Source organism: Mycolicibacterium sp. XJ662 (genome assembly GCF_053484035.1).
Genome location: NZ_JBEFTL010000001.1, coordinates 772,444 through 797,267, shown reverse-complemented (window position 1 = coordinate 797,267; position 24,824 = coordinate 772,444). Strand labels below are relative to the sequence as shown.

Annotated in this window: 22 protein-coding genes; 16 read left to right on the top strand and 6 right to left on the bottom strand. The window is 67.5% G+C overall.

Annotated elements, in window-relative coordinates; genetic code table 11:
- The 5 genes from ABQE93_RS03640 to ABQE93_RS03620 form a co-directional block, all read right to left on the bottom strand.
- Complete coding sequence (locus ABQE93_RS03640) at positions 1 to 1,779, bottom strand: acyclic terpene utilization AtuA family protein (RefSeq protein WP_448405903.1); 1,779 nt, start codon at positions 1,777 to 1,779, stop codon at positions 1 to 3.
- Positions 1,776 to 3,749 carry an acetyl/propionyl/methylcrotonyl-CoA carboxylase subunit alpha gene (locus ABQE93_RS03635; RefSeq protein WP_448405902.1) on the bottom strand — a complete coding sequence of 658 codons (1,974 nt, stop codon included), beginning with the start codon at positions 3,747 to 3,749 and terminating at the stop codon, positions 1,776 to 1,778. The genes ABQE93_RS03640 and ABQE93_RS03635 overlap by 4 nt, the downstream gene beginning before the upstream one ends.
- 11 nt (positions 3,750 to 3,760) lie before the next feature.
- Positions 3,761 to 5,350 carry an acyl-CoA carboxylase subunit beta gene (locus ABQE93_RS03630; protein WP_448405901.1) on the bottom strand — a complete coding sequence of 530 codons (1,590 nt, stop codon included), beginning with the start codon at positions 5,348 to 5,350 and terminating at the stop codon, positions 3,761 to 3,763.
- Between the two features lie 62 nt (positions 5,351 to 5,412).
- Positions 5,413 to 6,249, bottom strand: coding sequence for an amidohydrolase family protein (locus tag ABQE93_RS03625; RefSeq protein ID WP_448405900.1), 837 nt, complete (start codon positions 6,247 to 6,249; stop codon positions 5,413 to 5,415).
- A 3-nt stretch (positions 6,250 to 6,252) separates the two neighbouring features.
- Complete coding sequence (locus tag ABQE93_RS03620; protein ID WP_448405898.1) at positions 6,253 to 7,404, bottom strand: acyl-CoA dehydrogenase family protein; 1,152 nt, start codon at positions 7,402 to 7,404, stop codon at positions 6,253 to 6,255.
- Positions 7,405 to 7,473: 69 nt separating this feature from the next.
- Between ABQE93_RS03620 and ABQE93_RS03615 the strand changes: the two genes are divergently transcribed.
- The 4 genes from ABQE93_RS03615 to ABQE93_RS03600 all read left to right on the top strand — a co-directional run bounded on the left by ABQE93_RS03615 (position 7,474) and on the right by ABQE93_RS03600 (position 11,660).
- Positions 7,474 to 9,141, top strand: a complete 1,668-nt coding sequence (locus ABQE93_RS03615; protein WP_448405897.1) for a pyruvate, phosphate dikinase — start codon at positions 7,474 to 7,476, stop codon at positions 9,139 to 9,141.
- Between the two features lie 55 nt (positions 9,142 to 9,196).
- The gene (locus ABQE93_RS03610) at positions 9,197 to 9,952 is read left to right on the top strand and encodes a FadR/GntR family transcriptional regulator (RefSeq protein ID WP_448405896.1); all 756 of its coding nucleotides are present in this window, start codon (positions 9,197 to 9,199) and stop codon (positions 9,950 to 9,952) included.
- A gap of 65 nt (positions 9,953 to 10,017) precedes the next feature.
- The gene (locus tag ABQE93_RS03605; protein WP_448405895.1) at positions 10,018 to 11,043 is read left to right on the top strand and encodes an acyl-CoA dehydrogenase family protein; all 1,026 of its coding nucleotides are present in this window, start codon (positions 10,018 to 10,020) and stop codon (positions 11,041 to 11,043) included.
- A 2-nt stretch (positions 11,044 to 11,045) separates the two neighbouring features.
- A complete protein-coding gene (locus ABQE93_RS03600; protein WP_448405894.1) occupies positions 11,046 to 11,660 on the top strand; it encodes a MarR family transcriptional regulator in 615 nt (204 codons plus the stop codon).
- 108 nt (positions 11,661 to 11,768) lie between these two features.
- Here ABQE93_RS03600 and ABQE93_RS03595 read toward each other — a convergent pair whose 3' ends face one another.
- Positions 11,769 to 12,611, bottom strand: coding sequence for a mycofactocin-coupled SDR family oxidoreductase (locus ABQE93_RS03595; RefSeq protein ID WP_448405893.1), 843 nt, complete (start codon positions 12,609 to 12,611; stop codon positions 11,769 to 11,771).
- Between the two features lie 108 nt (positions 12,612 to 12,719).
- Between ABQE93_RS03595 and ABQE93_RS03590 the strand changes: the two genes are divergently transcribed.
- From ABQE93_RS03590 to ABQE93_RS03535, 12 genes are all read left to right on the top strand, one after another.
- Positions 12,720 to 13,940 carry a CaiB/BaiF CoA transferase family protein gene (locus ABQE93_RS03590; RefSeq protein WP_448405892.1) on the top strand — a complete coding sequence of 407 codons (1,221 nt, stop codon included), beginning with the start codon at positions 12,720 to 12,722 and terminating at the stop codon, positions 13,938 to 13,940.
- 108 nt (positions 13,941 to 14,048) lie between these two features.
- Positions 14,049 to 15,584 carry a class I adenylate-forming enzyme family protein gene (locus ABQE93_RS03585; RefSeq protein ID WP_448405891.1) on the top strand — a complete coding sequence of 512 codons (1,536 nt, stop codon included), beginning with the start codon at positions 14,049 to 14,051 and terminating at the stop codon, positions 15,582 to 15,584.
- On the top strand, positions 15,577 to 16,473 hold the full coding sequence (locus tag ABQE93_RS03580; protein WP_448405890.1) for an SDR family oxidoreductase: 897 nt from the start codon (positions 15,577 to 15,579) through the stop codon (positions 16,471 to 16,473). Before ABQE93_RS03585 ends, ABQE93_RS03580 begins: the two co-directional genes overlap by 8 nt.
- Positions 16,470 to 16,919 carry an FAS1-like dehydratase domain-containing protein gene (locus ABQE93_RS03575; protein ID WP_448405889.1) on the top strand — a complete coding sequence of 150 codons (450 nt, stop codon included), beginning with the start codon at positions 16,470 to 16,472 and terminating at the stop codon, positions 16,917 to 16,919. The genes ABQE93_RS03580 and ABQE93_RS03575 overlap by 4 nt, the downstream gene beginning before the upstream one ends.
- The gene (locus tag ABQE93_RS03570; RefSeq protein WP_448405888.1) at positions 16,916 to 17,368 is read left to right on the top strand and encodes a MaoC/PaaZ C-terminal domain-containing protein; all 453 of its coding nucleotides are present in this window, start codon (positions 16,916 to 16,918) and stop codon (positions 17,366 to 17,368) included. Before ABQE93_RS03575 ends, ABQE93_RS03570 begins: the two co-directional genes overlap by 4 nt.
- On the top strand, positions 17,365 to 17,784 hold the full coding sequence (locus ABQE93_RS03565) for a Zn-ribbon domain-containing OB-fold protein (RefSeq protein WP_448405887.1): 420 nt from the start codon (positions 17,365 to 17,367) through the stop codon (positions 17,782 to 17,784). The genes ABQE93_RS03570 and ABQE93_RS03565 overlap by 4 nt, the downstream gene beginning before the upstream one ends.
- Entirely contained in the window at positions 17,781 to 18,980 is a 1,200-nt protein-coding gene (locus tag ABQE93_RS03560; protein ID WP_448405886.1) for a thiolase C-terminal domain-containing protein, read from the top strand. The genes ABQE93_RS03565 and ABQE93_RS03560 overlap by 4 nt, the downstream gene beginning before the upstream one ends.
- Positions 18,981 to 19,074: 94 nt before the next feature.
- Positions 19,075 to 20,229 (top strand): amidohydrolase family protein, encoded by a 1,155-nt coding sequence (locus tag ABQE93_RS03555; RefSeq protein ID WP_448405885.1) that lies wholly within the window; start codon positions 19,075 to 19,077, stop codon positions 20,227 to 20,229.
- The gene (locus tag ABQE93_RS03550) at positions 20,226 to 20,492 is read left to right on the top strand and encodes a hypothetical protein (RefSeq protein WP_448405884.1); all 267 of its coding nucleotides are present in this window, start codon (positions 20,226 to 20,228) and stop codon (positions 20,490 to 20,492) included. Before ABQE93_RS03555 ends, ABQE93_RS03550 begins: the two co-directional genes overlap by 4 nt.
- A 1-nt stretch (position 20,493) precedes the next feature.
- Positions 20,494 to 21,144 (top strand): HAD family hydrolase, encoded by a 651-nt coding sequence (locus tag ABQE93_RS03545; protein ID WP_448405883.1) that lies wholly within the window; start codon positions 20,494 to 20,496, stop codon positions 21,142 to 21,144.
- Positions 21,145 to 21,203: 59 nt separating this feature from the next.
- On the top strand, positions 21,204 to 21,974 hold the full coding sequence (locus ABQE93_RS03540; protein ID WP_448405882.1) for an SDR family NAD(P)-dependent oxidoreductase: 771 nt from the start codon (positions 21,204 to 21,206) through the stop codon (positions 21,972 to 21,974).
- Between the two features lie 203 nt (positions 21,975 to 22,177).
- Positions 22,178 to 24,823, top strand: coding sequence for an NAD-dependent epimerase/dehydratase family protein (locus tag ABQE93_RS03535; RefSeq protein ID WP_448405881.1), 2,646 nt, complete (start codon positions 22,178 to 22,180; stop codon positions 24,821 to 24,823).
- Position 24,824 lies beyond the last annotated feature (1 nt).

Genomic DNA, 24,824 nt, shown 5'->3' with positions numbered 1-24,824 from the left:
TCAGGCCTCCGTTGCGACGAGTTGTGGCACCAGGGTGCTGGGCACCCGGGCGCGGACCGCTCGGAATCGTTCGCCCAGGCTCTTGGCCTGAGGGTCTTCGCGCAGCGATGCCGCGACTCCGGTGCCGAGCAGCCCGACGATGACGACGTTGAACGCCAGCAGGTTGGGCAACGGGTAGACGCGGATCTCGTGGGCCGCGAGTTCGGGCAGCAGTGTGGTGAGCCGGTCCGGATCGGTCAGGTATTCGAGCAACGGCATGTCACGTTCGTCCCGTACCCACAGGCCCAGGTTGGCGTTGCCGCCTTTGTCGCCCGAACGCGCGCCCACGTAAACGCCGATGTGGACAGTCGTGAGTGCGCTTTCGCGGAAGTCCTTGTCGTTGGCCGCTACCCGCGCCACGTCGGCGGCGACCATCCGGGTCCGGGTGGGGGTGGCCACATCGACTTCGCGTTCTTCGACGTGGACCCGCGGCCGCAGGTGCGACGCATCGATCAGGGTGGGCCATCCGACCATGAACTCGGCTGCCGGTCCCGGCGGCGTCGTCAGATACAGGCCTGGAAAGCTGCCGAGCGCGGTGGCCACCACCGCTGACGAGAACTCGCGGCCGACGGTCGCAGCGTCTGGATCGGCCACCGAGATACGCAGATAGCTCTGGTCATCGACGGCGTCCGAATCCAGTTTTGCGCCAATGACTTCGACCATCGACTCGGTGAACCTCCCACGGCCCCCGCGAACCTGTGCCCACACGGCGCGTTCGGCCAACTCCGCCTTGGCGCGACGGTTGGCGCCGGTGACAGCCAGCGTCATCGAGTTCCGGAAGCCGCCCGGATAGGTCAGCAGCGCCTTCGCCATGGCGGGGGCGGGTTCCCCGCGCGTCGCGCAGATCTGCACCCGGTCGGGTGCGCACTGGTGCAACCGCACGGTGTCGAAACGTGCTACCACATCGGGGACGGCGTACCGGGGCCCTGCTATCTCGTACAGCAGTTGAGCGGTCACCGTATCCTCAGTCACCGCACCGCCGGTTCCCGGTTGTTTGGTGATGACACTGCTTCCGTCCGAAGCGATTTCCGCGATCGGGAAGCCGGGTTCGGTGAGGTCGGCAACGTCACCGAAGAATGCGAAGTTGCCGCCGGTGGCCTGGGTGCCGCACTCGATGGTGTGGCCCGCGACAGTGGCGCCGGCCAGGGCGTCGAAGTCGTCGGCACCCCAGCCGTGCCACCACGCGGCAGCAGCCGACACGACGGCGGCGTCTGCGACCCGTCCGGTGATCACGATGTCGGCGCCCGCGCGCAACCCGGCGGTGATGGCGTGGCCGCCGAGGTAGGCGTTCGCGGCGACCACGTCGTCACTGTGTCCCGACCAGGGCTCCCCGGTGTCGAGGTGCCGCAATACCTCCCCCGCCGAACGTAATTCGTCGAGCCGGCCGGTTAGGTCGTCGCCGGTGACGACGGCCACGGAGACGGCGATGCCCAGCCGGTCGGCGATCTGACGCACCTTGTCGGCGCAGCCCTGCGGGTCAATACCACCGGCGTTGGACACCACCTTGACGCCGCGCTCATGACATCGGCGGAGGACCTGTTCGAGCTGGGTGATGAACGTGGTGGCGTAGCCGGCGCGGCCGCGTCCGCGGCTCTTGGCGAGTATGGACATCGTCAGCTCGGCGAGCCAGTCGCCGGTGAGCACATCGATCGGGTCGGGCCCGTCGAGCAGTTGCGCCGCCGCGCCGATTCGGTCGCCAAAGAAACCTGAGCAGTTGGCGATTCGGACCGGGCGGGTCACGGAAGGTCCTCGAGTTCGACCAGAAGGCTGCCGCCGGCAACGGCCTGGCCGGCTTCGACGAGCACCTTCGTTACCACGGCGTCGGCCGACGCGTGGATGACGTGTTCCATCTTCATGGCCTCCACCACGACCAGCCGGTCTCCGGCCGAAACCTGCTGGCCAACCGAGACATACACGGACTGGACGGTTCCGGGCATCGGCGAGGTGGGTCCGCCGACGATGCTGTCGATACTCGAGACGGTGAAGCGTGGCGCGACCGTCATCGCGACCTGCCCGGCGCCGCCGTTGACCCAGACTCGCGAGCCCGCGTCCGAAGCGAGCTCACCGGCCGTGCTCACCTGCAACATCCGGGTGACGCCGTCGACCTCGATGCGCAGGCGGCTTCCGTCCCGAGCCAGGGAGCGGACCGTGAAGTCGTCGTCATCGACCTGAAACAGCTCGAACGGCCGGCCGGCAGCGGCGGGCGGCCGGTACGAAAGTTCGCAACGGACGCCCTGCTCGTCCACCAGCGTCCACTGCACCGGCGGGCGCGGCGCGTTCGACCACGCCGGCAAGAGCGGCCACACGGTTTCCGCGCTGTCGACGGCGGCAGCGACGACCGCGGCCACCGCGTGCACCGGAAGTGGCGTCGTCGCAACCAGATCGGCGCGCTGTTCCAGCCAGTTCACCGTCACGTCGCCGCCTTCGTACTCGCCGTCCGTGAGAATCCGCTGCAGCACAGCGATATTGGTGGCCGGGCCGTGCAGTTGCAGGGTGGCCAATGCGTCGCCGAGGGTTCGGATGGCCCTGCTCCGGGAGGTCCCGCGCGCGATGACCTTGGTGATCATCGAGTCATAGTGCGGGCTGATGTCCACGCCGGAACAGATCCCGTCCTCGTAACGGACGCCGTCGTCGTCAGGATGCCAGTACCGGCGCACGTACCCGGAGCTCGGCAGCCACCCGGCGTGCGGGTCTTCGGCGCATACCCGGGCCTGAACGGCGTGTCCGGTGAAGGTGATCTCGGACTGCGTGACGGGTAGCCGGGAACCTGAAGCGATTTCGAGTTGCAGTGCCACCAGGTCGATGCCGGTGACCTCCTCGGTGACCGTGTGTTCGACCTGGAGCCGGGTGTTCATCTCCAGGAAGAAGAACTCGTCGCCCTGGACCAGGAATTCGCAGGTGCCCGCGCCGACGTAGCCGATCTCCTCGGCGAGACGCACGGCAGCCACCGCCATTGCGGAGCGCAACCCGGAGTCGACCAGCGTGGCCGGACACTCCTCGATCAGCTTTTGATGCCTGCGCTGCACCGAGCATTCGCGATCGCCGAGATGAACGACGTTGCCGTGGGTGTCGCCGAAGACCTGAACTTCGATGTGGCGGGGACCCGCGAGAAAGCGTTCGAGAAACACCGTTTCGTCACCAAACGACGCCTTCGCCTCACGCTGGGCCGAGGCCACCGCGGTGGACAGGTCGGCTGCTTGCTCGACGAGCCGGATGCCGCGCCCGCCACCACCCGCGCTGGCCTTGACCAGCAGGGGATAGCCGACTCGGTCGGCCAGCCCCGACAGGTCCACGTCCTGGCCGCCGATCACTGCGTCAGGAAGCACCGGCACCGAGGCCCTGCGCGCCAGTTCTTTGGCCCGCACTTTGGATCCCATCGCCGCGACGCACTCGGCAGGTGGCCCCACGAAGATCAGGCCCGCCGCAGCGACAGCCTCGGCGAACTCGGCACTTTCGGCAAGAAACCCGTAACCGGGGTGTACCGCATCGCATTTCGTGCGGTGCGCGGCCTCCAGCACCGCGGCGATGTTCAAGTAGGTGTCGGCGGCGGATTGGCCGGGCAGCCGAACCGCCTCGTCGACGTCGTCGAGGTAGGGCAGTCCGGCGTCGACGTCGCTATACACCCCCACCGTGCGGACGCCGCGGGATCGTGCCGCGCGCGCCACTCGGCTCGCCACTTCGCTTCGGTTGGCGATCAACAAACGATGCACGGGATTCCTCGCTAAAACCGGAAGACGCCGAAGCCGCCCGGCGGGCGGGTGCCCGCGGGCTCGTCGTGGCGGGACATGGCGAACGCGACGGTCAGCGCCGCGCGGCTGTGCCGGGGGTCGATGATGCCGTCGTCCCAGACCCGGCCGGTGGCGTACAGCGCGGTGGACTCGGATTCGATGCGTTCCTCGTCTTCGACGCGCTGCGCGGTATCGGCCGCGTCGTCGAAGTCGAGGTTGCGCGAGGTCGCCGAGCGCCGGCGCACGATCGACATCACCCCGGCCAGTTGTCTGCCGCCCATCACCGCGATGCGATGGGTGGGCCAGGTCAGCACCAGACGTGGCCGGTAGGCGCGGCCGGCCATCGCATAGTTACCCGCGCCGTAGCTGACACCGACCATCAGGGTGACGTGGGGGACCCGTGAGTTGGCCACCGTGTTGATCAGCTTGGCCCCGTCCTTGATGATGCCGCCCTGTTCGGCTGCGGTGCCGACCATGAAGCCAGTGATGTTCTGGATGAACAGGATCGGGGTGGCCAGCTGGTTGCACAGCTCGATGAACTGGGCGCCCTTCTGGGATTCGGGGGAGAACAGGATGCCGTTGTTGGCCAGGATGCCGATCGTCATGCCGTTCAACTCGGCCCAGCCGGTCACCAGGTTGGGTCCGTAGAGCGGTTTGAACTCGTCGAACATCGAGCCGTCGACGATGCGCCCGATGACCTCACGGATGTCGAAGGGCGTCTTGGGATCGTCGGGCACAATGCCGAGCAGTTCGTCGGGATCGTGGACGGGCGCCGGTCCGCCGGGAACCGATTGCGCGGGGGCGAACCGGGAGATCAACGATCGGGCCTGCCGGATCGCATCGGCCTCGTCGGCGGCCAGGTAATCGGCCAGCCCCGAGACCCTGGCATGCATGTCGGCGCCGCCGAGTTCCTGGTCGGTGACGTCCTCGTCGATTGCCATCTTCACCAGTGGCGGGCCGCCGAGAAACGCATAGCCGCGGTCCTTGACGAAGATGGTGTAGTCGCTCATCCCCGGCAGGTACGCGCCGCCGGCTGTTGATGAGCCGAAAACGATTGACACCGTGGGGATTCCGGACGCTGATAACTCGGTGAGCCGACGGAACTGTTCCCCGCCGGGAACGAAGATGTCGGCCTGCTTGTCCAGGTCGGCACCGCCGGACTCCACCAGCGTGACGACGGGAAGGCGGTTGGTCTCCGCGATGTCCATCGCGCGCAACGTCTTGGTGATCGAGGTCGGCGAAAGCGATCCGCCGCGCACGGTGGGGTCGTTGCCGATGACCATGACCGGGCGGCCGCAGATTTCGGCGACGGCGGTGACCAGGCCCCCGCCGAGTGGATCGGTGGTGCCCCAACCGGCCAGCGGAGACAGTTCGAGGATGAAGCCGTGCCGGTCCACCAGAAGCGCCATCCGTTCGCGCACCGGCAGCTTTCCCCGGTCGCGGTGCCGCTGAACGGATGCGTCGGAGCCCTGTGCGACCTGGTTCTGCAGGTCGGTGACCTCGGCGAGCAACGTCTGCATCCGCGTCCGCGCCCGGCGGTAGGGCGCGCTCGAGGCAACGACGTCGGTGGCGAGAACCGGCAAGACTCCTCCAAATTGTTAACCTGGTTATATAAAAGATGTCATCTGGAGGCAAGCCCACAGGTTCACGCGCGTAGCGCGAACGCCTCCACCGCGTTGTCGTGCCGGAAGAGACGTTCGACCTCGGGTTTGAGCGCCAGCTCCGGCAGGCCCTCCATCGCCGCCTCGAAGGTGAGGATCGGCCAGTCGCTGGCCCAGATGCACTTGCGCCGGCCGTAGGTGCGCAGGAAGTGGGTGAACGCTTCGGGGTAGTACTTGGGCAGGTGCGCGCTGGTGTCGATGTAGACGTTGGGGTGCTTGGCGGCCACCGCGATCATCTCCTCGGTCCACGGCCAGCCGATGTGCCCGGCGACGATGCGCAGTTCGGGAAAGTCGATCGCGACCCGATCGATGTGACCCGGCCTGCCGGTTTCGGAGGTGTAGGTCGACGGGCCGGTTCCGCCGACTTGGATCTGCAACGTGATGTCGAGCTCGACGCAGGCCGCGTACAGCGGATACCACTGGGCCTCGGTGGGCAGCTTGTCGAGGATGAACGGCTCGAGTTTCAACCCCTTGAAGCCGTATTCGGACACCAGCCGGCGCAACTCGTGCACGGCGGGCATCACGCCGTCCACCGACCACGGGTTGACGCTGGCGACGCCGACCAGCCGATCGGGATACCGGGTGACCGCCTGCACGACATCGTCATTCGGTATCAGCGGACCCGCCGAGCACAACGCCCGGCTGACGCCGTTGGCGTCCATCTCCTCGATGAGCGTCTCCAGCGGCATGCCGGCCCGCAGGCGAGCACCGTGCGCCATGCGGTCGGCCAAAGTGAAGTTGCGCGACGGCATCTTGGCGACGGTCTCCGGTAGCCACGGTTGTACCCAGGCGTCGATGATCGGCGGGCGGTCGTCGGACATGGCTCAGCTCCTCGGCAGGCCGAGCACGCGCTCGGCGATCATCGTCTTGACTATCTCGTCCGTGCCGCCTGCGATGTGGAAGGCCGGCGCGGAGAGCACCACCAACCGCCAGTCGTCGAGCCCGGCGCCGGGCTTGGACAGTGCGTTACCCAACCGGTCGGCCACCGCGTCGGCGAGTTCGGACACCACGGTGCCGGTGGCGAGTTTGGCCAGCGCGGCCTGCGGGCCCGGCGTCTCTCCGGCGAGCAGACGTCGATGGATGCCGGCCTCGAACGCGGCCAGGCCGCGTTGATCGAGCACGGCGTCGAGAAACCGCTCGCGAGCCGTGGCGTCGGGCCAGCCGAGGTCGGCGGCCTGACGCACCAACCGGCCGAGCGACCGCCCGAAGCTGGAGAACCGTTCGAAACCCAGCGTCGTCATCGCCACCGACCAGCCGCCGCCGACCTCGCCGAGCACCGCATCGGCGGGCAGGTCGGCGTCGTCGAAAAAGACCTCCGAGAAGGAGGCGCCCCCGGTCATCTGTTTGAGCGGGCGGACCTCGATACCGGGTGTCGACATGTCCACCACGAAGGCGGTCAGGCCCCCGTGCCGCGCCTGCGCCGGGTCGGTACGCGCCAACAGGTAGCCGTATTGGGCGTGTCGGGCCTCCGAGGTCCACACCTTCTGACCGTTGATCCGCCAGCCCGTCTCGGTACGCACTGCACTGGTCGCGACGCCGGCCAGGTCGCTGCCCGCGCCCGGTTCGCTGAACAGCTGGCACCAGACCTCTTCACCGCGCAGGATCGCTGCGCAGTGGGCGCGCTGTTTCGGGGTGCCCACCGCCAGCAGGGTGGGACCGACCATCTCGAGCGTCACGCCGAACAGGCCGCGTGGCACGTCGTACTCGGCGTCGAGGTCGGCCCACGCGAGGGCAAAAGCCGAGGGCAGCGCGCGGCCACCGACGTCACGCGGCCAGGTCAGGCCCGCAAAACCGTGGTCATAGAGCAGCCGCTGCCAGGCCACACACCGGTCGCGGAACGCCTCGGGCGCCGCGATCTCGCGGAACTGAGCGAACATCGCATCGGGGAAGCCGTCGGGGCGGTGCTCGGCGTGTGCGTCGAGGAATGCGCGGGCTTCTTGGACGAAAGCCTCGACCGAAGGCGGTTGTGGGTCCATCGCACTCTCTACTGTGGGGATCGGCAGTTGGCAGCTTAATCACTAACCTGGTTATATGATACCGATATCATGGTGTCCCGAGGAGTATCTGTGAGTTCTCCGTCTTCTGCCCTTCCGGGTTCGGTCGAAGTCGACCAATTGGCAGAGGGGCAACTCGTCGTCCGCCTCGACGGCAGCCGCGTCTACTCCCGAATGCTGGTCGGGGGCAAGGCGCACGGGCTGTCCAAGATCTGCGCTGCGGGCCTGCCGACGCCGCCGGCGTTCACCGTGACCGTCGATGCGTGCAAGCAGTACTTCGACGCGCCGGACGATTTGATGGCCCGGCTGTGGCCGCAGGTCGAGGCGGGGATCGCCTGGCTGGAACAAGAGTCGGAGCACACGTTCGGGCGCGGACCGGTGCCGCTGCTGGTCTCGGTGCGCAGCGGAGCGCCGGCCAGCATGCCGGGGATGTTGGACACGGTGCTGAACCTCGGCATCAACGACGACGTCGAATCCATCCTGGCCGGCAGGTGCGGTGCCCGGTTCGCCCAAGACACCCATCGGCGGTTCCGTGAACTGTTCGGCCACGTGGTCGGCGCGTCCGACGAGCACGTCCCCGCCGACCCGTTCGCCCAGCTGCGCGCCGCGGTGACCGCGGTGTTCGACTCGTGGAACTCCGCCCGGGCGGTGTCGTACCGGCGCCACCACCGACTGGACGGCAAGATGGCTGGCACCTCGGTGACGGTGCAGGCCATGGTCTTCGGCAACCTCGACGACCAGTCCGGCACCGGGGTGCTGTTCAGCCGCAACCCGTTGACCGGGGAGAACCAGCCCTTCGGCGAATGGCTGCCAGGTGGTCAGGGTGAGGACGTGGTCAGCGGCAAGCTCGATCCGCTGCCGCTGACAGCGCTTGCTCAGTCGCATCCCGCGATCCATTCCCAACTCCTCGACGCAGCGGCCTGGCTGGAGAGCGACGGTGCCGATGTGCAGGACATCGAATTCACCGTCGAGGCAGGCAAGCTCTACCTGCTGCAGACCCGAGCGGCCAAACGGTCCGCCCGCGCGGCCGTGTCGATTGCGGTGGCTTTGCAGCAGGAGGGGCTGATCGGCGTCGACGAGGCGCTGGCCCGCATTACGCCCGCACAGCTGGACACCCTGCTCACGCCGGTCATCGAGGCGTCGGCACTGGCCGAGGCGACGATCGTGGCCACCGGACTTCCGGCCTGTCCTGGCGTCGGGGCGGGGCGAGTGGTCGTCGACTGTGAGTCGGCCGAGGATGCGTTCGACGACGGTGAGGACGTGGTGCTGGCGCGCGAAACCACCAGCCCCGACGACGTCGGGGGAATGATCGCCGCGCGCGCGGTGATCACCGAACTGGGCGGGGCGACGTCGCACGCCGCCGTCGTGAGCCGTGAGCTGCACACCCCCTGTGTCGTCGGTTGCGGTAAGGGCACGCTGCTGCACCTGGCAAGCGCCGACGTCACCGTCGACGGGGTGACCGGCCACGTGTACGCGGGCCGGCTACCGCTCATCGCACCGTCCGAAGACGATGACCTCGCCATGGCGAAGCTGCTGGAGTGGGCGCGCGAGCGTAGTCCGGTCCCCGTGTACAAAGTCGGCACTCCGCAGGCTGCGGGCCTACCGAGGGTCGACCACCGCGACCCCTCGACGATGTCGGCCGCGCTGGGCACCGGGGCGATGGCGCTGGCCGCCGAGCACCCCTTGCCCACTCTGCTGGTGCTGCTGCGACGCGCATAGCGCACGCCGGAGGTATACACTAACCAGGATTGCTATTTAGTGACAGAATGGTGCGGTGTATTCCGACAGCGAAGCCATCACGCATCCGACCGCGGGCCAGCTGGTAGCCGACAACATCCGCCGCAAGATCATCCTCGGCGAGTTCCGCGACGGTGATTTCCTGCCCAACGAAGCGCAGCTGCTCGCCCAGTACGGCGTATCGCGTCCGGTCCTGCGCGAGGCCATCCGGATCCTGCAGTCGGAGTCGTTGTTGACGATTCGGCGCGGCAGCAAGGGCGGTGCGCGGGTCAACGCCCCGCGGCCCGAGCCGGTCGCACGCCAAGCGGGCGGTCTGCTGCAGTACGGACACACGACCGTGTTCGACGTCTTCCGTGCGCGGGCCATCATCGAGCCGCCTGCGGTTCGACTGTTGACCGAAAACGCCACGCCGACAACGCTTCAGCGTCTGCGGGACGCTCTGGAACTCGAGTCGAACACGATCAACGATCCGCGGCGATGGGGCAAGGCGCACGCCGACTTCCACACTTTGGTGGTGGAACTCTCGGGCAGCAACACGCTCGCGCTGTTCGCCCACATCATGTCCGATATCACCACCGCGCATACCCAAGCCGTCTGGCAGCACGCCGCCGACGAGGCGCAGAAGCGCACCGATGCCGAGCTGGCACACCGGGTGCATCGCAAGCTGGTGCGCCTCGTGGAGGACGGCAAGGCGGCCGACGCCGAGCAGCTGTGGCGGCGTCACCTCGAGGAGACCACCGAGAAGATGCTCGAGAACCAGGGCCACCGGGAGCTGCTCGATCTGATCGAATAGTCCCTGCGGAACACTAAGTCATAACCTGGTTATACTTTTCTTCGCCACGGCTGGAGGGAAGTGACGTGAGTTCGGACCTGCTCGAGGACCTCAGAAAGACGACCAGGAAGGCGTTGACCGCCGGTGGTGGCGACGTCGTCGACCAGTTGGACCTGTCCGGCCTTCTGCTGGACGGCGACGCCGGCGGGCTCGGCATGGGTGAGCGGGAGATGGTGCTCGTCGGCGAGGAGATCGGCAGGCACGCGGCGCCGTCGGCCTTTCTCCAGAGCGCGGTGTTGGCCGCCACACTGCTGGCCGGCACATCCGATGGCATCGAGCTTGCCAAGGCGTTGGCGCACTGCCGGTATGCGGTCGCCCTGGCCGGTCTGGACACCGCCGCGGCGGGCTTGCCGCGCATCGTCGCGACCGCGGGCGCCGACGGCGGGTGGCTGCTCGACGGCACCTGCTGGGGCCTCACGCCGTCGGGCGCTGCGGGCGACGTCCTGGCCGTTGCGACCACCGACGCCGGTGCGGCGCTCTTCGTCGTCAACGGGGCAGCGGTCACGCGGAGCGCTGCCGACGAATTCGACCCCGGCCGCGGGCTGATCGAGATGACGTTCGACCAGGCGCCGGCGCGGTCGCTGGCGCAGGCGGCCGAGGCTGCGGGCGCCATCCGGGTGGCCTATCGCCGGGCGCTGCTCGCCGTGGCGGCCGAACAGTTGGGCGTCGCGCGGGCATGCCTCGAGATGACCGTCGAATACGCCAAGACCCGCACCCAGTTCGGCGCCGCCATCGGATCCTTCCAGGCCATCAAGCACCGGTGCGCTGAGGTGCTGCTCGACACCGAGTTCGCCGACGCCGCAATACAGCAGGCCATCGAAACCGGCGGCTCCGACGACCTCGCGCTGGCCTTCCTCGTCGCGACCAGGGCGGCGGTCTCTGCCGCCGAGTCGTGCATCCATGTGCACGGCGGTATCGGCTTCACCTGGGAACACCGCGCGCACTGGTATCTGCGGCGGGCCCGGGTCAACGCCACGCTGCTGGGTCCACCGGACTTGCACCGCAACGTAATCGCCGAATCGGTCGGGCTGGCCGAGGCGGGAAGGAAATGACGATGATCGACGAACTGACCATCCTGCGCCTCGTCGCGATCAAGGGGCGGGTCACACCCGAGGCCGTCGCCGCCAGCCTTGGCGCCGACCCCGCCGATGTCGGCGCGCAGCTCGACGAGTACGCGTCCCGTGAGCTGTTCAAGTCGACGCCGATGGGTTACCGGATCACTCCGTCGGGACGACAGCGGTGCACCGAACTTGTTGTGGTAGAACAACGTGGCGCCGACGCCGATGCGGTGCAACAGATCTACGCGGCCTTCACCGAGCACAACTTCGAGCTCAAGGCGCTCGTCACCGACTGGCAGACGCGCGGTCCCGAGCAGCCCAACGACCACACCGACCCGGAGTACGACGGTCAGGTGCTCGACCGCCTCCAAGCCCTGCACCGGCGGGTGCTGCCGTTGCTCGACCGAATCACCGCGGTGGCACCACGGCTGGGGCACTACCGGACCCGGCTGGTGAAGGCCGCCGACGCCGTGGCCGCGGGCGACCACAGCTACGTGTCCAAGCCGATCACCGACAGCTACCACACGGTGTGGTTCGAACTCCACGAAGACCTCATGGGGCTGGCCGGGTTGACCCGGGCTGAGGAAGCCGAGGCCGGCCGCGGCGCGTGAGCGTGGCGGAATCCGGGGTGACGATGGCACCGTGTGCGTCGATCTCATCGGCCCGCGGTCCGGGACGTGGCCGACGGCACCCACCCGGCCGTCGTCGAACCGAGATCGTCAGATCTTGAGCAGGGCGCCACCGTCGACGGGTAGTTGCAGGCCGGTGACGTATCGGGATTCGTCGGAGGCCAGGTAGACGACGGCGTGTGCGATGTCGTCGGGCTCGACGTAGGGGATCGGCATCGCCTGCATGTGCGGGAACGCGTCCTCGGCGTCGGCTCTCGTCGGCTTGGCCAGATCCTTGCGGAACGCCTTGTACATCGGCGGGCTGTGCAGCATGTCGGTGTTGCAGTTGGTCGGATGTACCGCGTTGACCCGAATCCCTTGCGGCGCAAGCTGTCGCGCCAGCACCACGACATAGTCGGTGATGAACTGCTTGGCCAGGCCATATCCCGCCCCGCCCGGGCCGTTACCGGGGTTGTTCACCGCGTTGGGCAGCATGGCGGCCACCGATCCCGTGGCGATGATCGACCCGCCCGCCGAGACGAAGGGCAGGGCGGCGTGGACGGTGTTCACGACGCCGACGAGGTCCACGTCGACCGCATCGGCGAAGGACGTCACCGGAAAGTCGGGACCGATCGGGCAGATCCCGGCATTGGCCACCACGATGTCCAGGCCACCGAGGGTGTCGACCGCCGCCGAGATGGCTTGTCGCAGCGACGGCCGGTCCCGGACATCGACGACGGACGCGATCGCGCGACGATCGAACTTCTCCACCAGCCGGACCGTCTCGTCGAGGTCCTCCGGTGTGGCCATCGGGTAGCCGACGCCGGGGATGTCGGCGCAGATGTCGACGAGGACCACGTCGGCGCCCTCCTCGGCCAGCCGGACGGCGTGATGACGGCCCTGGCCCCGTGCCGCACCGGTGACCAATGCCCTCTTGCCCTCGACCCGTCCCATCGCAGACTCCTCACCTCGGCGCACCCGAAACCGCGAATCATATTACTTGGTTAGTCTATTATTTTGGCCGGCTGGTCAAAAGCCACCGAAGGATTGGGGAGAGCCGCTATGCCTGGGGTGTTGGACGGCGTGCGCGTCGTCGAGTTGGCGACGTGGGGATTCATTCCCTCGGCAGGTGTCGCCCTCGCCGATTGGGGCGCCGAGGTGATCAAGGTCGAGCATCCCTCTCACGGCGACCCGATGCGGGGGCTGGTAAGTGCGGCCCTCACGCCGCCAGGTGAACAACCGGTGAGCTTCATGTTCCAGACGTTCAGCCGCAATAAGTCCAGCGTCGGCATTGACCTCACCACCGCCGGCGGCCGCGATGTGCTGTACCGGTTGGTCGGCAGCGCAGACGTCTTCCTCACCAACTATCTCGCGCCGGTGCGCCGCAAGCTGCGCGTGGACGTCGACGATCTGACCGCCGTGAACCCGCGGCTGGTCTACGCACGCGGAACCGGTTTGGGGTCCAAGGGTGAGGAAGCCGACACCGGCGGGTTCGATCTCGCGTCGTACTGGTCGCGCGGCGGGGTGGCCTACGTGAGCACACCCGAGGGCGCGGACTATCCGCCGCCGATGCCCGGCGCGGCGTTCGGTGATCTGCAGTCGGGCCTCTACGCCGCCGGCGGGGTGGCCGCGGCGTTGTTCGCCCGCGAACGCACCGGCGAGCCGCAGGTGGTCGACGTCAGCCTGCTCGGGTCCGCGGTGTGGGGGACCGGGCCGCACATCGCCGCCTCGTCACTGTTCGACATCGACGCGATGCCGCGCGGGGATCATCAGGCCGCGCACAACCCGCTGAGCAATACCTACCGAACCTCCGACGGCCGCTTCGTCGCGCTGGTGATGCTGGAGTCCGACCGCTTCTGGGCGCCGCTGGTCGAGTTGGTCGGACGGCCGGACCTGGCCGGCGACGAGCGCTACGCGGACGCCGCCGCCCGCCGCGCCAACAGCAAGGCGTGCATCGCAGAGCTTGATTCCATCTTCGCGACCCGCACGGCGTTTGAGTGGCGTGAGTTGCTCGGCCGCCAACGGGGGGTCTGGGCCATCGTCCAGTCGCCGGACGAGACCCGCCAGGACGGCCAGGTCGTGGCCAACGGCTATGCGACGCGCATGGAGATTGACGACGACGTGGCGGTGACGGTGGCCCGGGCGCCGGTGCAGTTCAACGGCGGTCAAACCGACGCGCACCCGGCCCCCGAACTGGGCGCCGACACCGATCAGGTGCTGCTCGAACTCGGCTACGGCTGGGACGAACTCGTCCAACTGAAGGTTGACGGCGCGATCACCTGACCAACCCACTGCCGGGTTTCAGCCCGCACCCACCGCCTGTTAATATAACCTGGTTATATAAATCTGCCCGTTGCTTGGGCGGGGCGCCAAGTGACGAGGGATGGCTGGATGGATCTGACCGAGACGATGCGGCAGCGGATGCTTGCCGACGAGGACCAGCCGATGCTGTGCTATCAAGACTCCTGGTGCAGCAGAGCGGAATTCGCGGCGGCTGCGCAATCCGTCGACACCTTGCTGGCCGAACACGGCGTGGGTCCGGGCGTCCCAGTCGGCATGTTCATGCGCAACCGTCCCGGCCTCGTCGCAGCGCTGGCGGTGTTGCTGGCCACTCGGCGGCCTCTGGTCGTGCTCAACCCGATGATTCCGGACGCCACGGTGGGCGACGATGTCCTGGCGTTGCGCCCCGCCGCGGTCGTCGCGGACGCCGAGGACTGGGCGCGCCCGCCGGTGAAAACCGCGGTAGAGGCTAGCGGTGCGCTCGGCGTAGGGGTCGAGATCCCCTCCGCAAATGCGCCCGCCGCCGTCGTCGTCAGCGTTGCCAAGCCCGGTTCCGACAAGCCGGCCACCATCGACGACGATGTGGCCATTCTCATGCCGACCAGTGGAACGACCGGACCACCAAAGCGAATACCGTTGAGCTACAGCGAAATCCACCATGCACTCAGCGGTGCTCAGGAGCACTACATGGCCGGCAGCGCGCGCGCCGGCAGCGTTCGCGGGGGCGGCGTGCAGATCATCTCGCTACCGTCGACCAACATCAGCGGACTGTGGGCGATCATCACCGCGCTCAGCGGTGGTGGCCGGGCTTTGCTCCAGGATAAGTTCGAACCGGTGGCATGGTCGGAGGCCGTGGCGCAGTACAGGCCACGCTCGGTGTCGTTGCCACCGGCAGCACTGCGGATGGTGCTCGACGCCGGTATCGAACCGGACCGCCTCACCAGCCTCAAGGCAGTCTGGGCCGGTGCCGCACCGACCGGCGCCGACCTGGCAGCTCAGTTCGAGCAAACCTATGGCTGCCCCGTGTTACTCAGCTACGGCGCAACGGAATTCACCGGTGGCATCGCCGGGTGGTCGTTGAAGGACTGGGGCGAGTGGAAGGAAACCAAACGCGGCAGCGTCGGTCGTGCGCACCCGGGAGTGGAGATCTCGGTGATCGATGCCCGCACCGGTGAACTGCTCGCCCCTGGGGAACCCGGGATCTTGCAGGTGCGCTCTGCGCAGGCTTCTGGTGGCGACGGCCGGTGGGTGCGCACCAACGATCTCGGCACCGTCGACGACGACGGGTTCGTCTGGATCCACGGCCGCGCCGACGACGTCATCAACCGCGGTGGCTTCAAGATCTTCCCGACGGAAGTCGAAGACTGCCTTGAGTCGCACCCGCAGGTTCGTGAGGCGGTGGTGTTCGGGGTGGCCGACGAGCGACTCGGCGAAGTGCCGGTGGCGGTCGTGGTGACCTCCGGAAACGTCGCGCCGGCAGACCTCATCGCCTGGACGCGCACCCGCCTACCCGGTTACAAGGTGCCGGTGCGGGTTCGGATCACCGATTCGATCCCCCACAACTCGGCGATGAAGATCCTGCGCAAGCAGGTGCGTGAGGAGTTCGAAGCGGCTGAAGGAGTAGGAAGTGCGGTCCGACATGGCTGATCGCGTCGCCGTCGTGACCGGCGCCGGCAACGGCCTCGGGCGTGCGCATGCGCGGGCGCTGGCTGCGGCGGGTTACGCGGTCGTGGTGAACGACCTCGGTGGATCCCGCGACGGCAGTGGAGACTCCACCGGACCGGCGCACGACGTCGTGCGCGAGATCGCCACCGTCGGCGGACGTGCGGTGGCCAACACCGATGACATCAGCACATGGGACGGCGCCAAGTCGCTGATCGAGACCGCGGTCGAATCGTTCGGCGGGCTGGATGTTTTGGTCAACAATGCCGGCATCCTGCGTGATCGGATGCTCTCCTCGATGTCGGAGACCGAATGGGACGCCGTGATCGCGGTGCATCTCAAGGGCACGTTCGGGCCTACCCGGCATGCGGCCGAGTTCTGGCGCAACCGCGCAAAGAGCGGGGCTGCCAACGACGCTCGGGTGATCAACACCACCTCGCCGTCCGGTCTGTTCGGCGCCCCGGGACAGACCAACTACGGCGCGGCGAAGGCAGGCATCGCGGGCTTCACGGTGATCGCCGCCATGGAACTGGCGCGCTACGGCGTCACGGTCAACGCGGTCGCCCCGACCGCACTGACCAGGCTCACCGAAGACCTGCCCGCAGCCCGCGAGATGGCCGAGACGGTCGACCTCGCCCCGGAGGGCGTGTCCCCGGTCCTGCTGTGGTTGGCCGGACCCGCCGGCCGCGACGTCACCGGACGGGTGCTGGCGGTCATCGGTGGCACGATCGCGGTGGTCGAGGGCTGGGCGTACGGCCCCGAGATCCACAGCGACGAGCGGTGGACCACCCAGCGCCTCGACGAGGTGCTGCCCGACCTGCTCGCCAAGGCCGCGCCCAACGCCGACATGAGCGGACACCGCCCGGTTCAATGAGCACATCGACCGCCCATCCGGCCGGGCAGCTGATCGGCAAGGTGCTGTTCGGCTACGAGATGCCCGTCGAGCGCGGCAAAATCCGCGAGTTCGCCGCGGCCACCGGGGCCACCGACCCGATCTATCAGGGACCCAATCCGCCTGTGCCACCGACGTTCCTGGCCACGAGCATGCACTGGGAGCCGCAGGACCCGCCGCTGGCCACCCGGCTCGACCTGAACCTGGGCAAGGTGCTGCAGGGCGGCCAGGAGTACACGTTTCTCGGGGCACTGCCGCGCGCCGGGGACGTCCTGTACGCCCAGACCTCGGTGGAATCGGTGACCGAGAAGCGCAGCAGCCGAGGCGGGGCGATGACGGTGATCGTCGTGCTCACACGCTTCGCCAGCCCTGAGGGCCGGGTGGTCGCCGAGGGCCGCGCCACGGTCATCGAGCGAGGCCCGTCATGACGGTCCGGGCGCTCAGCGGCGACCTGACCGTCGGTGCGGCGCTGCCCGAACGACGGTTCGGGCCACAGACCCGCACCGACATCGTCCGGTACCAGGGCGCCTCCGGCGACTTCAATCCCATCCACCACGACGACGAGTTCGCCCGGTCGGCGGGCATGCCGGGGGTGTTCAGCGTCGGCATGCTGCAGGCCGGATATCTGGGCACCTACTGCGTGGAACTGTTCGGGCCGCATAGCGTGCGTCGGTTGTCGGTGCGGTTCGCCGAACAGGTCTGGCCCGGCGATGAACTGGTGTGCCGCGGCACGGTCGCTGGTCTCGAGCCGACGACCGACGGCCGCACCGCCGAACTCGACCTGACCCTCACGCGCGCTGACGGCGGCGTGGCGGTGTCGGCCTCGGCCACCGTCGTGCTCGACACCCCTGCCGACGACGAAGGGAACACCCCATGACGGCAAGCGCGACACCGGGTGCCATTCCCGTCGCGGCGTACCTGGTGCTCGGCAAGCGCCCCCACCTTTGTGGATCCCGCTGCGTCGCATGCGATGCGGTCTATCTGTTGCGCCGCACGGCCTGCAGTCGGTGCGGTCAGGCCGAATTCGGTACCCGGGTGGATCTCGGCGACGCCGGCGTGGTCACCGCCGCCACCGTGGTGCACCGTGCGCCACCCGGTGTGGACACGCCATTTGTCAGCGGTGTGGTGGCGCTCGACGGCGGCGGCTTCGTGCGCACCAACCTGACCGGCGCCGTGCGCGACCCGGTGGCAGCGGTCGGGCGCAGGGCGGTCCTGCGGACCCGCCCGATCGCCACCGACAGCGCAGGCGTGCAGGCGATCGGCTACGAGTTCGAGGTACAGGAAACGTCATGACCGAAAACGTGTGGATCGTCGGCGCCGCGATGACCAAGTTCGGCCGCTTCCCGGAGTTGGACGTCGTCGACCTGGGAGCGGCCGCTGCTCGCGCCGCGCTGGCGGACTGCGGCACCGCCATCGACCAGATGCAGACGGTGGCCGTCGGCAACGTGTTCGAGGGCATCACCGGGGTGGGGCAACGGATCATGCACCAGATCGGCCAGACCGGCGCACCCGTCTACAACGTCTCCAACGCCTGCGCCACCGGAGCGACCGCGCTGCGCACCGCACTGCTGGCGCTGCGGGCCGGGGAGGCCGACCTCGCCCTGGCCATCGGCTGCGAGCAGCTCGGCAAGCGCGGTCTGCTGGCCGCTGACGAGGAGCCGCGCGGTGCGGAGTTCAGCCCGCGCGGCCGCGACGGCTCGGTGGTCGAGCCCGAAGGGATCCTGGGCAGTTCGATGATGCCGTCGGTGTTCGCCGAGGCAGGCGTCGCCTACCTCGCCCGGACCGCGGACGCCACGGTCGAGCATTTTTTCAAGGTGGCGCAGAAGAACCACGCGAACTCGACGCTGAATCCGCATGCGCAGTACCGCAAGGAGTTCAGCCTCGAGCAGATCGCCGGCGGGGACATGATCGCCTACCCGAACACGGCGTTGATGTGCTCGCCGACCGGTGACGGGGCGGCCGCGGTGGTGCTCGCCGGCGACACCGCGCTGCGCAGACTCGATCCCGGCGTGCGGGCGCGCGCCGTCAAGGTCAGCGCGTCGATTCTGGTCAGCGACCCGTGGGTGGAACAGGCGGAGGCGTCCTGGGACGTCGACACGATCACCGCGAACGCCGCCCGCCAGGCCTACGAGGCGGCGGGGCTGGGCCCGGCCGACCTCGACATGGTGGAACTGCACGACTGCTTCGCCACCGCCGAGCTGGTGCACTACGAGAACCTGGGTCTGTGCCCACCGGGCGGGGCCCCGGACTTCCTCGACTCCGGCGCGCCCTGGCGCGGTGGCAGGACGCCGGTGAACATCTCCGGCGGGCTGCTGTCCAAGGGGCATCCGCTGGGAGCGACCGGTGTCGCGGGGGTCTTCGAAGTCGTCACGCACCTGCGCGGGGAGGCCGGCGACCGCCAGATCGACGGCGCCCGGGTCGGCTTGGCGCACGTGCTCGGGCTGGGCAGCGCGTGCGCGGTACACGTGCTCGAGAAGCGGGTCGCCTAGAACTCCGGAAGCTGAGAGGACTTTCCTCCCTGCTGTCGGCAGCGATAACACGTAAACTATTAACTAACCAGGTTATAAAAAGGGAGAGTGAGCGATGCCGCTGCAGGATCACATGCAGTTGATCTCTGTCGATGACCATCTCATCGAGCATCCTCGGGTGTGGGCCGACCGGTTGCCCGCCAGATACCAGGAACTCGGCCCGCGCATCGTCGAAGTGCCCCGCGCCAAGGGTGGTCCACCCAGCCAGGTCTGGCAGTACCAGGGCAAGACCTATCCGCAGATCGGGCTCAACGCCGTGGCCGGAAAGAAACCCGAGGAGTACGGCATAGACCCGTCGCGCTTCGACGAGATGCTGCCCGGCTGCTACGACCCGGTGCAGCGGTTGGCCGACATGGATCTCGACGGGGTGGAGGCCGCACTGTGTTTCCCGTCGTTTCCCCGGTTTGCAGGCACTGTGTTTCTCGAGGGCGACGACCGCGACGTCGCGCTGGCCAGCGTGACCGCGTTCAACGACTTCATCCTCGACGAGTGGTGCGCGGCAGCGCCGCACCGCTACATCCCGCTGGTCATCCTGCCCCTGTGGGACGTCGAGTTGTGTGTGGCCGAAGTCCATCGGACCTTCGCCAAGGGGGCCAAGACGCTGGCCTTCCCGGAGAACCCGTCGCCGCTGGGCCTGCCGTCGATCCACACCGACCACTGGGATCCGCTGTTCAGCGTCGCCGAGGAGTACGACCTGCCGCTCTCGTTGCACTTCGGTACGTCAGGGCAATCGCCGAAACCCTCACCCGAGGGGCCGATGGCGGTCAGCATCACGCTGTTCGGCTGCAATTCCATGTATGCCCTCGGTGATCTGCTGTTCTCGCCGGTGTTTCACCGCCATCCCAAGCTCAAGGTGGCGCTGTCCGAGGGCGGTATCGGGTGGGTGCCTTATCTGCTGGAGCGCGCCGACTACGTGTGGGAGCGGCACCGCTTCTACCAGAACGTCAACCAGGAACGGCGTCCCTCGGAGCTGTACTTCGAACACATCTATTCGTGTTTCATCGAGGACCGCCACGGTCTGCGCAACCGCGACGACGTCGGCATCGACAACATTCTCTGGGAATGCGACTATCCGCATTCCGACTCGAACTGGCCCAACAGCCGCAAGATCGCGGACGAGGTGTTTGCCGACGTTCCGGACGACGAGGTCCACAAGATCGTCGAACTCAATGCGCGCGGGCTGTTCAACTTTCCCCGCATCGGGCAATGACCGACAAACCGGCGTCGCCCGTGGCGCCCGAGGCGATGCTCGGAGCGTCGGACTGGGATGACGAGGACCTGCTCACGATCGTCGAGGCCTCGCAACGGTTGGTCGACGAGATCAAGGCGAGCCGTGAGCGCATTCGGCAGGCCGAGCAGATGCCGGCCGGGTCGGTTGACGTCACGGCGCTCGACGCGGAGCGTCGGCGCCTACAGGAACTGATGGATGCCGTCGAACGCATCAGGGCCGCGCACGAAAACGCCCCCCGTTGACATGGCCGTCGGCGCAGTGGTCTTCGACATGGGCGGAGTGCTCACGGTTGATCCGTTCGAAGCGTGCCGTGCCTATGCCGGCGAACTGGGGTTGCCTGCGGAGACGTTTGTCGAGCACCTGCGCGGCCCCGTCTTCGCCGAAGTCGAGACCGGGATCGGCACGGTCCGTGACTTTCTGGTGTTCGCCTGCCGCGATGTGGCCGAGCGGTTCGCTGTCAATGTGGACATCCGGCGGCTGGCGGACTGCCTGGCCGCCGGGCAGCGGGTCCGTTCCGAGATGGTCGATCTGGTCATCGAGCTGACCAATACGCGGGTGCCGGTCGGGCTGCTGACCAACAATGCCCGGGAAGCCAGGTCGTGGTGGAACAGCGGTGTGCTGCCGATCGAGCGTTTCACCGCCGTCGTGGACTCCTCGGAGGTGGGGTTGCGCAAACCCGATCCCAGGATCTACACCCTGACCGCAGCGAAGATGGGCCACCATCCCGAGGAAGTCCTGTACTTCGATGACCTGGTGGACAACGTCGCAGGGGCGGCCGCGGCCGGACTGGTCGGGCAGGTGTTCACCGGTCCTGACGAGTGTCGCCGGGTGTGTGCCGAGCACGGGTTGCTCGCCGACGCGGAGTCCGCGCGGGCACCGGACCGGTCGTTCTAATTCTATAACCAGGTTATAGTGAACTGCCATCTGACGATCCCTCTGCAAAAGGACCGCATGTGGATCGAGATACGTTCTCGCAGCTTTTCGATATGACCGGCCGTACCGTGATTGTCACCGGCGGCACTGGAGGCATTGGACTTTCGCTGGCCGAAGGCTTTGTCTTGGCCGGCGCTCGAGTCGTCGTCGCTAGTCGCAGAGCCGACGCATGTGAGCATGCGGCGCGCCACCTTCGAGCGCTTGGTGGGGACGCCATTGGGGTGAAAGCGGATCTCGGCGCGCTCGACGACCTACGAACGTTGGTGCGTAGCACCGTTGCCGAATTCGGCGGCATCGACGTCGTGGTCAACAACGCCGCCAACTCCTTGTCGCAGCCACTCGGACGCATAACCTCGGCAGGATTGACCGAGTCTTACCAAATCAACGTGCACGGCCCGGTGCTTCTCGTCCAAGAGGCGTTGCCGCATTTGGAGGTCAGCTCACACGCCGCCGTGATCAACATCCTGTCGGTAGGGGCCTTCAATTTCGCGCCGTCGCCTTCAATTTACGCGTCGGCCAAGGCGGCGCTGATGTCGTTCACCCGTTCGATGGCCGCCCAGTTCGCACCAGCGGGCATCCGCGTGAACGCAATCGCGCCGGGCCCGGTCGACACGGACATGCTGCGTAGCAGGCCGCAAGAAAAGATCGACGCACTGGTCGACGAGACGCTGATGAAACGCCTGGCGTCGAGCGACGAAATGATCGGTGCAGCAATGCTCCTGGCATCAGACGCTGGGAGCTTCATCACCGGCACCGTGATCGTGGCGGACGGTGGCGGAACTGCGCTTTAGGGGCTGCCGAAGTACGCGTCTGCACGCAGAACTCCGGACGGACGAGAGAGAGAACGATAGTCTGAATCCGACGTTCACCGTCGGTTATTACGAACCCCGAGAGGCTGTGGTCCGCGATGACTCCACCCACTTTTCGGTCCGACCAACCCAGAATCATATAACCAGGTTATAGTTAGCCGACCCTCGAAGATCGTGAAGGTGAGATGGCAGGACGAGTTCTAGTCACCGGAGGCACCGGCGCGGCAGGCGCGGCCACCGTGAAGTGGCTCAAGCGGATGGGAGCCGACGTCGTCGTGCTGGCGCGGCGCGCCCCGGCGGTGCCGGTCGCGGGGGTGACCTACATCGCCGCCGACGTCCAGGATGCCGACGGGGTGTCGCGGGCGGTGGCGGGCTGCGACGCGATCGCACACTTCGCGTGGACGATGTCGGCCATGCAGGGCGCCGAGGTCGCCGAGGGCATCGACATCGGAGGCACCACCAACCTGCTGCGCGCAATGGCCGACCACGACTGTCGCCGAATGGTGTTCGCCTCCTCGATCACGGTCTACGGCGGCCACGCCGAGCACCCCCAGCCCTACACCGAAGACGAGACGCCCAGGCCCGCCCCGTCGTTCCACTACGAACGCAACAAGGTGCGCGCCGAGACAATGATCACCGAGTCGGGGGTCGACGCCGTCAACGTACGCCCTGCCGTCATCGTCGGCCGGTCGTCGTGGAGTGCGCCGGCCAACATCTTCCGTCAACCGGTCGTCGTCACCCCAGGCCGCGACGCCCGGATGCAACTGGTCCATGTCGACGACGTCGGACGGTTCTGCGCGATGGCCGCCCTGGGCGGGCCTACCGGCACGGTCAACCTCAACGCCGATGACGTGCTGACGTTCACCGAGATGGCCCATCTCATCGGGCGGCCGGTGCTGAACTCCGGCGAGCGGTTCTCCCGGATGCTGGCCGGTTTTGTCGGCAAGGCCGACAATTTGGAGTCGGTGCCCGACCTGATCGAACTATTCCTGCACTACCCGCTTGGTGACACCCGGAAACTAAAGGAGCAGTTCGGATTTCGCTGTGCATACAGCTCGGCCGATGCGGTGGCAGACATGACCGAATGGTCCTCGAGCATGTGGACCGTCGGCACACGATCGGTGCGGAAACCGAATCGGCTGGCCATGCCGGCGGTCCTGCCGCGCAACACCTCTGGACCGGACGGCAGTTCGACGCGGATCGTACCGCCGGAGTACACGGGTGAGTTCGACAGCGTGACGGGCGATCCCGCTCTGCCGGAGTGGAGTGCTGCCAACCTGTCCGAGGCGTTTCCCGGCCCGATGACGCCGTTTTCCCTCGGGCTGGCCAACCGCATCATGTTCAGCGGCGCCAACATGCTCGACTACCTGTTCCCGTTGGACCGCGAGCTAATTGCGACGGTGAGCACCAAGCAGGTCGGCACCATCGGACACCGGATCTACAACAACATGACGGTGATGAAAAAACTGGCCATGGCCATCCCGGGCCAGACGCCCGAGGGTTTCGAGCACCAGATGAACGGGACGCCCCTGCCCGAGGGCTACCGTCCGCCGCCACTTTCGCGTGCCGACCTGGTCGCCGGGGCCAGAGCGGCGCTGAAAGGTGGACCGCAGATCGCCGGGCTAGGGCACGAACTGGCCGACATGGAACGGCGTGCGCAACGGTTGACCGACAACCGTCCCGACCTGCGCGCGATCAGCGATGAGCAGCTCCTGAGCCGGACCGAACTGGTCTGCGATCTGGTGGTCCGCGCATGGGACATCAACAACATGAACACATTCATGGTGAGCCTGCCGATGAACCTGATCTCACAGCGTTACGGGAACCAAGCCGCCATGAACGTGCGTGCCGGAACCGAGAACCTGCGGAGCGCTGCGCTGCTTACCGGAGTACGTGAACTGGCTGACATGCTCGCGGACGACGATGGACTGCGGCGCCTGATCCGAGACAGCCCCCGCGAGGTGGTTCTGGACAAGCTGCGCAGCGACGCACCCACCTTCGCCGCGAAGTTCGATGGCCTGGTGGCCGAGTGCGGGCACCGCGGCCCCGGCGAAACCGAACTCAGCAACCCGGTCTTCGCCGACGCGCCCGAACTTCTGCTGCGCTCGGTGCTGGGCAGCGTAGGTGCCCAGAAACAGCGGATGCAGGCCGCGCCGATGACCTCGCCACTGGCCCGCGCCCTGACCAAGCTTGCGGTAGGCGCAATCGCGCGACGCGAACGCGGGCGTGATCTGTGCATGCGCATCACCTATGAGCTACGCCTTGCGCTCAGGGAGTGGGGCAGACGGCTGGCCGAGCGCGACACGCTGGACTCTTCGGACGACGTGCACTACCTGTCGATCGACGAGATTTACTGTCCGCCAACCGATAGCAGGAAAATCGTCAGCCGCCGACGTGCGGAGCGGGCCACGTTGGCGGCCCTCGACTTTCCTATTCACTTCACCCAACCGTGGACGCCGGACCAGACCACCGCGGTGGGTCAGGATGAGGTGCTGACCGGGCAGGCGGCATCGCCGGGCACGGCCCGCGGAGGCGTACGGATTCTGGCTCACCCTGACGACGACTTCGAGCCGGGCGAAGTGCTCGTCGCCAACGTGACCGACACCGGTTGGACGCCGTTCTTCGGTTGCGCGGCAGCGATCGTGACCAACGTCGGCGGGCCGATGTCGCACGCGGCCATCGTGGCCAGGGAGTTCGGCATCCCGGCAGTGGTGAACACCAAGACGGCCACACAGCGGCTGAAGAACGGCCAGTTCGTCGAGGTCGACGGCGCCGCGGGCACAGTACGCGTCATCGACGACGAACACCGCACGGAAAAAGAAGGCGAATAAC